The sequence below is a fragment of the Commensalibacter sp. Nvir genome (assembly GCF_963921845.1).
Lineage (GTDB): Bacteria > Pseudomonadota > Alphaproteobacteria > Acetobacterales > Acetobacteraceae > Commensalibacter.
Map to the genome: position 1 here is coordinate 1 of NZ_CAWUGZ010000079.1, position 9,732 is coordinate 9,732.

Here is a 9,732-nt window from a genome sequence, read left to right on the forward strand (position 1 = left end):
CACAAATGGAGAAGAGGACGCATCAGTAATAACAGCAATGGGTATCCCTAAACCCGCTGCATGAAAAACAAGCTCTAACGTTTTAGATGCATAAGGAGCATAGCTAATGGTCAATATCGCATCTTTCTTTTTATCAAGCAATTCTATTTGATTACGTGCGAATCCACCGGCGTCATTAGCATAGTCACATTTGATACCAGAACGACGAAAAATATAAACCATATATATAATAATTGAATAAACGCGTTCTGCTCCAACCAAACAAATATTATCTGCTTTAGCTAAAAAATTAATCATATCTTCAAGCTGACTATAATTTATATTTTGTTCTAATATAGTTAAAGATTGACGCGAAGCTTCCGCAAAACCACTTAGCAAAATCTTTGGATTTTCTACATTATCACAGGATGATTGCTGCTCGAGGGTCTGTAAACGCTCCGAATAGTCTGGCCAAAAACGACTTGCATGATCCCGAAAAACACTTTGTAATTCCGAAAAACCGCTGTATCCCATTGTTTTAGCAAAGCGAACCAAAGCAGAAGGCGGAACGGAAGCGGCTTCCGCCAATTTTGTAATTTTTCCAAAAGCTATAGTATAAGAAGGTGTGGTAACTAAAAAATCAGCAATTTGAATCAACCGTTTTGGTAATTTCTGTTTTTTTTCTAAAATGAGATGGTGCAATTCATAAAAGTTTTTTGCCAATGTAGTATTCTGATCTTTTTCGAAACTCTTGACATTTTTTTTCATAGAAATCCTATTCAATAATTAAGAATTTATCTATTAATCTCGTACTTTTAAGGATTATTAACCATTTTAAGACAATTGAGTCCTTACCCATTCATTTAAATGGAAACTGACTTAATAACAAATTTTATATTTTATACCGTATCGAATCTATTTGAAAAGTTGACATGAAAAAAGCCTAAAGTGATCATAAAACTATAGGCTTTTTAATAAAATTATTTAATACATAACTCTATTTATAAAAGTTTGGGCATACTGGGAGTGTAATAGGTTCAACTTTTCCAGTTTCCTGTGATTTAATGCAAGCTTCTGCTGCCACAGCCGCAACATAACCATTCCAGGAACTGGGTCCTGCTAATTTGTTGGCTAAACACCCATTAATAAAATCTTGCATTTCGACATCGTATGCTTCAATAAAACGATCTTTCCAATCCATCAAAATAGTGTTATATAATTTTGCTTCAGAACGTAGGGTCACGGTAGAAGGTTCTGGTAAACTTACAATACCCTTTTCACCAACGACAGAACATTGTATATCGTAGCCATATTGACAATTGACAAATACTTCCACATCAATACGAATACCCGATTTGGTCTCTAGAAGCACAAGCTGGGGATCGCGCAATTTTTCATGAGTACACTGTGTTTGACGTGGAAAAATAACTTGTGCTGACACATAATCATCATCCAAAAGCCATCTAAGCACGTCCAATTCGTGAATGAGCGTATCCGTAATGCCCATACTTGTCACATAATTAGGACCTACCCTTGGATTTCTATGGGCAGCATGAATCATTAAAGGCTGTCCAATTTTTCCTTCTTCAATCACACGCCGCAGTTCACGATATCCACTGTCGTAAGGCCGCATAAACCCTACTTGAACCAAGCGTTTTCCACCGGCTTGTTCAGCATCAACAATTTTCTTGCAATCTTCTGCAGTGGTTGCCAAAGGTTTCTCACAAAAAACATATTTACCAGCTTTAATTGCTTCTAAAACAAATTCAGCATGGGTTTGTCCCCACGAAGTAACCATGACGACCTCAACATCAGAAGCGTGAATAAGCTCATAGACATTCGTATAAACTTTTGCCTCAGAATTATAAGGAGCAACTGCTTTTTTTGCCCGCTCAGCATCAATGTCGTTGACAGCAACAATTTTTGCACCTGTTAAGGTTTGGGTACATCGACGTATATGATCTTCACCAATAGCACCAGTGCCGATAACACCAATATTAATTACTTTTTTAATATTTTGAGACATTTTAATACTTTCGTAAAATTCAGTAAAAATTAGTAAGCATTATTAATTATGGAGCAACGCTATCTACAGAAACCGGATAGTGTTTATTTTTACGGCGCATCCAGAGATGTTGGATCGCTTCCAAACTATGCCCTTTGGTTTCTGGAACACAGTAAATGACAAAGAAAGTTCCTAGAATTCCCATTACGCCAAAAATAATGAAAGGAAAGCCATGGTTAAAATGAACATTCAAAAAATCATTACCATCCATGAATTTAAAGGACCAAGAAACAATCAAATTAACCGTCCACTCAACAAAAACGGCCAAGCTCATCGCACGACCTTTGATAGAAGTGGGAAATAACTCAGAAAGTAGTACCCACGTTAAAGGTCCCCAAGAAATAGAAAAACTAGCGCAGTACGCTAAAACCATGAACACAGCAATAAAAGCATTTAATTTGAAAATAAACGTTAAGGCTAACCCCAGCATACATAACGCTTGCAATAAACTTCCTAAAATAAGTAAGGGTTTCCTCCCTACACGGTCAACCAGTTTCATCGCAATTGCAACAAAGACCAACGTGACAATACCCACAAAAATAGTTTGAAATAAAGCTGCACGCTCACCAAAACCCATATTTGTGAACATTACAGGTGCATAGTACATTACGGCATTAATACCCACCAATTGTTGAAAAGCTCCGACCATGACGCCAACCAACACAGCGGCCAAACCAAATTGGAATAAAGGTCCTAACTCTTTATTTTGGTTTAAACTTTCCTTGATTTCATCTTGGGTATTATGCGCTTCTTCTTTAGAAAAAATATTATATAAAACAGCAATGGCTTCTTCTTCACGGTTTTTTAACATTAACCAGCGAGGCGTTTCGACCATGGGCAACAACAAAATATAGAAAATTAAAGCAGGGATAATTTCGGAAACCAGCATGATGCGCCAGCCTGTTGTCATCAGCCAATCATGGTTGCCTAAACTTGCGATAAACCAATTGACGAAATAAACCCCGGCTTGTCCACCCACAATAGTAATTTGATAGTATATAACCAAACTTCCGAGAATGGCAGCAGGAGCAATCTCAGAAATATACATAGGTGCCAACGTTGAGGCCAAACCTACTCCCACTCCACAAATAATACGATATAAAATAAAAGACGATACAATCGCAACAGGATCATGCAGAGGATAAATTAATCCATATTCTGGCCAAGCAGAACCTAATGCGGAAATAATGAAAAGAAACGAAGAAATGATTAACCCTCTTTTACGCCCGGCAAAGTCGGCGACTACTCCACTTAGTAGACTGCCTATCATACAGCCAACCAATGCACTGGCTATAACAAACCCGGAAACAATACCTTCCCAATTTCCAACCAAGTTTAACGGTTTTATCAATTGATGATCAATTGAACCCACAGCACCAGAAATAACCGAGGTATCATAGCCAAATAATAATCCTCCAAACGCCGCAATTAACGTTGTCTTTGTTATAAAATTCGTTCTCGAATCCGACATGAACGCTAGCTCCTCTATCTAGGAGTGGTTTTAGAAATAAATTTCCAAAACTGCTCCTAGTTTATGCCAAAAATGACCAAACCATGACCATGTCTAAAATAGAATTGTCTAGGCAATAGAAACTCTTCTAAACAACAATAATTATGGAACAGGATTTCTATTTACAGAATGATCATAATCACCTGCTATTAATATGCACTGATTTTTAACCCAATAAAACAAGGAGTTTGATAAACTTATCGTGTACGTCAGACAAAAAAATCTTTTTTTATGAAAAAAAAATTCCAAAAAATCCTAATATTGCTTACTTTTCTTAATTATTTGCTAATATTTTTTTTAAGTAGTAACTTTTTCTTGATTACAGATAAAAAGCTCCCGCACAACAGAAAAAATATATTGTTTATGCCCTTTTAAGTCACAATCTCGTGAAATTCACAAAATCATGAATTTTTCATTGTTAAAATAATCATTCATGTCGTATTTTGAAAATAATTTTCTATTTTAAATTTTTTTAGGTTGGAGATTGCTTCATGCTCAATGACGAATTGGATGTCATTACCATAGGTCGATCCTCTGTCGATTTATATGCCCAACAAATTGGCTGTCGTCTCGAGGATGCTTCATCATTCAATAAAGCCGTAGGCGGTTGTCCAGCCAATATTGCTATTGGAACTGCACGTTTAGGCCTAAAATCAGCCATTATTACACGGGTAGGGAAAGATCATTTTGGCAATTTTATTATTGAACAAATGAAAAGAGAGGGGGTTAACATAAATGGAATTGTTCAAGACCCTGAACGATTGACCGCTTTAGCCATTCTTGGTATTCGCGACTCTGAACAATTTCCACTTCTTTTTTATAGAACCGATTGTGCCGATTCTGCACTAAATGCCACCGATATTGACCCTAATTTTATTAAAAGTGCCAAAGCCATTGTCGTAACTGGCACACATTTTTCACGCCCTCACAGCGAAAAAGCGCAACGCAACGCAATGAAATTAATGCGTGAAAAAAACGGCAAAGTTATCATTGATCTGGATTACCGACCCAATTTGTGGGGGGTTGCATCAATTGGTGATGGGGAAGCACGCTATGTAAAAGCCAAACAGGTAACCGAAAAACTATTAAGTATCTTACCAGAATGTGACTTAATCGTCGGAACTGAAGAAGAAATTCATATTGCGAGCGGCCTAGAAAATACCATTCAAGCGATAAAACATATTCGTAAGATTGCGCCAAACGCAACCATCGTATGCAAACGTGGACCGATGGGCTGTGTTGTTTTCGATAGTGAAATCCCTGACTGTTTAGATCAAGGGATTAAAGGAACTGGTTTTAAAGTTACCGTTTGCAATACGTTGGGGGCTGGTGATGCTTTTATGTCTGGCTTTTTAAGCGGTTGGCTTAGAGATGAACCAATTTCGAAGTGTTGCACCTATGCAAACGCCTGTGGGGCCTTTGCTGTTTCCCGATTGTTATGCTCTCCAGAATATCCTACTTCAGAAGAATTACGGTATTTTCTTGCGTTAAACGACCATAATCATGCCATTCAAAAAGATGAAAAATTAACGCATTTACACCAAGCAACAACACGTCCCCACCAACCTACACCTATCATGGCATTGGCTTGCGACCACCGTATGCAACTGGAAGATATGATAAAAGAGTACGGTGTTTCAGTAGATAAAATTAGCCAATTTAAGGTATTAACCGTTAAAGCTGCAGCGCGCGTTGCCGAAAATCGTCCTGGGTTTGGTGTATTCATGGATGGAAAATTTGGACAAGATGCTTTATTTTTAGCTTCTCATAAAAATCTTTGGATTTCACGTCCTATAGAACTACCAGGTTCTCGACCGCTTGACTTTGATGGTCAAGGGAGTTTAGGGGCCCAAATGGTTTCATGGCCTGCTCAACATGTCATTAAATGCCTGTGTTTTTTCCATCCAGACGATTCAGAAGAGCTGAAGTCAAAACAGATCAGAGAATTATCTCGAGCCTATGATGCCTGCCAGCGTCTACAAAGAGAATTATTGATCGAAATTATTTGTGGCAAAAATGGTCTGCTTACCTCAACAACCGTCGCAACTGTCTTACAGGAACTTTATAATGCTGGGTTAAAACCTGCTTGGTGGAAACTGGAACCGCAGGCAGACCAAGATGCCTGGCAACAGATTAATACAGTTATTGAGAAGAATGATCCTCTTTGTCGAGGTGTTGTAATCCTTGGACTCGATTCATCCATGCAAACCATTATCGATGCCTTTACCACTTCCGCCAAAATTCCCTACGTCAAAGGATTTGCGGTTGGCAGAACCATTTTTGGAGAACCCGCAAGACAGTGGTTTAGCGGAAAAATTAACGATGAGGAAGCAATCGAAAAAATGGGTAACACATTTCAGATTCTTGTCAATGCTTGGCTCAAGGCTGCAAGCTAAACGTAACGATACATATTTTGAAAGCATACGACATGAAAACCATTAGACTAACAATGGCACAAGCGCTTGTCAGAGCAATGATGGCACAAAAAATAAGGCTAGAGGATAAAACAGTACAACCTCTATTTGCGGGCATATGGGCAATTTTTGGCCATGGTAACGTTTCTGGAATAGGCGAAGCTTTACAAGACGTTAAAGACTCTTTTCCGACCTTTAGAGGACAAAACGAACAAAGTATGGCCCATGCTGCTATTGCCTTTGCCAAAGGAAAGCGTAGAAAGCAAATGATGGCCTGCACCTCCTCTATTGGCCCTGGCGCTTTGAATATGGTAACCGCAGCGGGTGTAGCACACGTTAATCGCCTGCCTATTCTCTTTTTACCAGGTGACGTATTTGCAACTCGTATGCCAGATCCTGTATTACAACAATTGGAGGATTTTAGCGACGGAACCGCAACAGTAAATGATTGTTTTAAAACAGTTTCTCGATATTTTGATCGCATTACTCGTCCTGAACACATTATACCCGCTTTCCAACGGGCAGTTACTGTGTTAACGGATCCAACAGATTGTGGACCAGTAACGCTCTCTTTATGCCAAGATGTCCAGACTATGGCTTGGGATTTCCCTAAAAGTTTTTTTGAAGAAAAAATACATTATATTCGCCGTGCTTATCCTGATCCTCTAGAACTGAATATCGCTGCGGATATTCTTTTAAAAGCAAAGAAACCTCTAGCAATTATTGGAGGAGGCGTACCATATTCTGGTGCAGAGAAAAACCTTGAAACTTTTTTAAGGAAACACGGTATTCCAGCAGGCGAAACCAATGCTGGCAAATCCGCTTTACCTGACCAATTCCCTATGAATATGGGGGGTATCGGTGTCTCAGGAACCGCTGTCGCAAACACCCTAGCAAACGAAGCCGATGTTATTTTGGCGATTGGTACCCGCCTGCAAGATTTTACGACAGGATCCTGGGCTGTGTTTAATAATCCTAATCTTAACATTATAAGCATTAACGTTCAGCCTTTCGACGGCACCAAGCATATGGCACACCCCATCGTTGCCGATGCAAATGTCGCGATTAAATTGCTTGGCGAAAAATTGGAAAATTACAAAGCGGAGTCTTCGTGGACGAAGCGAGCGACCAATTTAAAGGCAAAATGGTATAAAACAGCAGAGCGTTACATGGCAGAACCAAGCAAAAATGCTGACAAACTACCGAGTGACGCGCAAGTGATTGGTGCGGTTATGCGCTCAACACCCGATAACACTATCTTGTTATGCGCAGCTGGAGGGTTGCCAGGAGAGCTACAAAAATTATGGCGTGCTAAACAAAGTGGCGGTTACCATATGGAATATGGTTTCTCTTGTATGGGATATGAGATAGCCGGAGGAATTGGCGCTAAATTAGCAGAGCCAGAACGCAATGTCGTCGTGATGGTAGGCGACGGCTCTTACATGATGTTAAATTCAGAAATAGTAACCTCCATCATGTTGGATACTAAAATTACCATCATTCTTTTAGATAACCGAGGCTACGGTTGTATTAACCGTTTGCAGCAAGTATGTGGTGGGAAGCCTTTCAACAATATGCTGATTGATACCCACCACAAAACCTTGCCTGATATTGATTTTGCACAACATGCACAAAGCTTAGGAGCAATTAGCCATACCGTTGCTTCCATTGCTGAACTGCAAAAGGTTCTGAAACAATCAGAAAAAAACGATCGTACCACCGTCATTGTCATTAATACCGAAGCGATCAGTACGACTGAAGAATGCGGTTATTGGTGGGATGTCGCTGTACCAGAGGTTTCAAAAAGGCCAAAAGTCAACGAAGCGTATGAACGTTATTTAGAGAGCAAGAAAACTCAAAGACACTGGAATTAAAGGATAATGCTATGACTATACGTATAGGTGCCCACGCAATTTGTTGGTCTAACGATGACATGCCTGAGTTGGGAGGTCATATTCCATTAGAAACTTGCCTTTCTGAAGCCAGCCAAATCGGTATACAAGGGATGGAAATGGGAAATAAATTTCCCAAAGAAGCCAATGCCCTGCAGGCAGTTCTTGGAAAATATAATTTAAGTTTAACAAGTTGGTGGTTTTCTGGAGCGTTACTTCTTCGTACTGCTCGAGAAGAATTCGAAGCAATGCGCGCGCAATTGGATTTGTTAAAAGCTATGAATTGTGAGTGTGTTGTATATGCGGAAACGGCAAATACCATTCAAGGAAGAAGGGATATAGGATTATCGCACCGCCCCATCATGGTGAGAAGTGAGTGGCCAGAATACTTTAGAAAGCTCGATGAATTAAGTAAATTAACCCTTGATTACGGAATAAAACTCGCTTTTCATCATCATATGGGAACAATTATTCAATCTGAAGACGATATTGATCGCTTAATGTACTCAACAAGTGAAACCGTTTATTTACTGCTGGATACAGGACATGCGTCTTGGGGTGGAGCCGACCCTATACGTTTAGCCAATAATTATGCCGATCGCGTTGCGCATATCCACACCAAAGATATTCGTGAAGAGGTTTTAACGAAAGCACGGAAAGAAAATTGGCCATTTCTTGATGGGGTTTTACGGGGTGTATTTACTGTACCTGGAGACGGAACAGTGGATTATGTTAATTTCTTTAAATCTTTCCAAAACTACTCAGGCTGGATTGTTATTGAAGCGGAGCAAGATCCTGACAAAGCCAACCCTTTACAATACGTAACAAAAGGGTACAATCATTTAATTTCAACCCTAAAAAAAGCAGGCTTAAAAGCCTAAGGAGTCTTCACAAATGAGTAAGCTACTCGTTCGACCAAAAAAACCTGATTCAGAAGGCATTGTTTCTTGCATCACTCCTGAAAGTGCAGGTTGGAATTATATCGGATTTGAAGTGGCCCATCTTTTTCCAGAGCAAGTATTAAGCCGTCCAGGAACTCACAATGAAATTTGTCTAGTCATTATTTCAGGTAAAGCTGAAATTTCTGATGAGCAAAAAACCTTTGGAGTTCTCGGTGAACGTATGTCACCCTTTGATGGTAAACCTTCAGCTGTTTATATACCTCCTCGCACAAAGTGGACAGTAAAAGCAAAAACCTCACTAGAATTAGCAATATGTCAAGCCCCCGCAAAAAAAGGGAGTGATTCCTATGCTATTAAAGCCAAAGATATTACGACGTTAAAGCGCGGTACCGGTGCAAATGTACGATACGTCAATAACATGTTAACAGATGCGGATGCTTCTGAAACGTTATTAGTGGTTGAAGTCATCACGCCTGGAGGAAATTGGTCAAGCTATCCACCTCACAAACACGATACAGCCATTGAAGGAAAGGAAACTTATTTAGAAGAAATTTATTATCATCGTGTAAAACGAAAAAACGGTTACGTTTTTCAAAGAGTTTATACCGATGATCGTTTATTGGATGAAACAATGTCCGTCTATGATGGTGAAACGGTAATAGTGCCTAAAGGATATCATCCCGTGGGCGCTCCCCATGGATGCGACTCTTATTACCTAAACGTTATGGCTGGGCCAACCAAGAAGTGGAAATTTAGCCAAAGTCCAGATTTTTTAGACCTAGCGTTTGGATAATTATGTTTTGTATTTCTAATTTTCTCTAAAGAAAAAAGCTACGGACTATTAAAACAAATTATCCTTAGCTTTTCTCGAAAGTTGTAATATTTTTGCGTAATTTTTATACACCTTCTATCTATAATCAAAATTATTTACTTAAATGTAACCATGAAACTTTTATAAGCATTACATTGC

At 39.2% G+C, this 9,732-nt stretch carries 7 protein-coding genes; 4 read left to right on the forward strand and 3 right to left on the reverse strand.

The features are described from left to right. The 3 genes from AABE15_RS05380 to AABE15_RS05390 all read right to left on the reverse strand — a co-directional run. Positions 1-747, reverse strand: a 747-nt coding sequence (locus AABE15_RS05380; protein WP_338330259.1) for a MurR/RpiR family transcriptional regulator, incomplete at its 3' end; no start/stop codon positions are given. A 229-nt stretch (positions 748-976) separates the two neighbouring features. Beyond that, the gene (locus tag AABE15_RS05385; protein ID WP_338330260.1) at positions 977-2,005 is read right to left on the reverse strand and encodes a Gfo/Idh/MocA family oxidoreductase; all 1,029 of its coding nucleotides are present in this window, start codon (positions 2,003-2,005) and stop codon (positions 977-979) included. A gap of 46 nt (positions 2,006-2,051) precedes the next feature. After that, the gene (locus AABE15_RS05390) at positions 2,052-3,515 is read right to left on the reverse strand and encodes a sugar porter family MFS transporter (RefSeq protein WP_338330261.1); all 1,464 of its coding nucleotides are present in this window, start codon (positions 3,513-3,515) and stop codon (positions 2,052-2,054) included. A gap of 530 nt (positions 3,516-4,045) precedes the next feature. On the opposite strand from AABE15_RS05390, the gene iolC reads away from it, so the two are divergent. The 4 genes from iolC to iolB are packed head-to-tail and all read left to right on the forward strand — an operon-like array spanning position 4,046 to position 9,555. Further along, a complete protein-coding gene (gene iolC / locus AABE15_RS05395) occupies positions 4,046-5,950 on the forward strand; it encodes a bifunctional 5-dehydro-2-deoxygluconokinase/5-dehydro-2-deoxyphosphogluconate aldolase (RefSeq protein WP_338330262.1) in 1,905 nt (634 codons plus the stop codon). Between the two features lie 32 nt (positions 5,951-5,982). After that, positions 5,983-7,842, forward strand: coding sequence for a 3D-(3,5/4)-trihydroxycyclohexane-1,2-dione acylhydrolase (decyclizing) (iolD, locus tag AABE15_RS05400; RefSeq protein ID WP_338330263.1), 1,860 nt, complete (start codon positions 5,983-5,985; stop codon positions 7,840-7,842). Between the two features lie 11 nt (positions 7,843-7,853). Next, positions 7,854-8,741 carry a myo-inosose-2 dehydratase gene (gene iolE, locus AABE15_RS05405; protein ID WP_338330264.1) on the forward strand — a complete coding sequence of 296 codons (888 nt, stop codon included), beginning with the start codon at positions 7,854-7,856 and terminating at the stop codon, positions 8,739-8,741. A 13-nt stretch (positions 8,742-8,754) separates the two neighbouring features. Then, the gene (gene iolB, locus AABE15_RS05410; RefSeq protein ID WP_338330265.1) at positions 8,755-9,555 is read left to right on the forward strand and encodes a 5-deoxy-glucuronate isomerase; all 801 of its coding nucleotides are present in this window, start codon (positions 8,755-8,757) and stop codon (positions 9,553-9,555) included. The last annotated feature ends 177 nt before the right edge of the window (positions 9,556-9,732 follow it).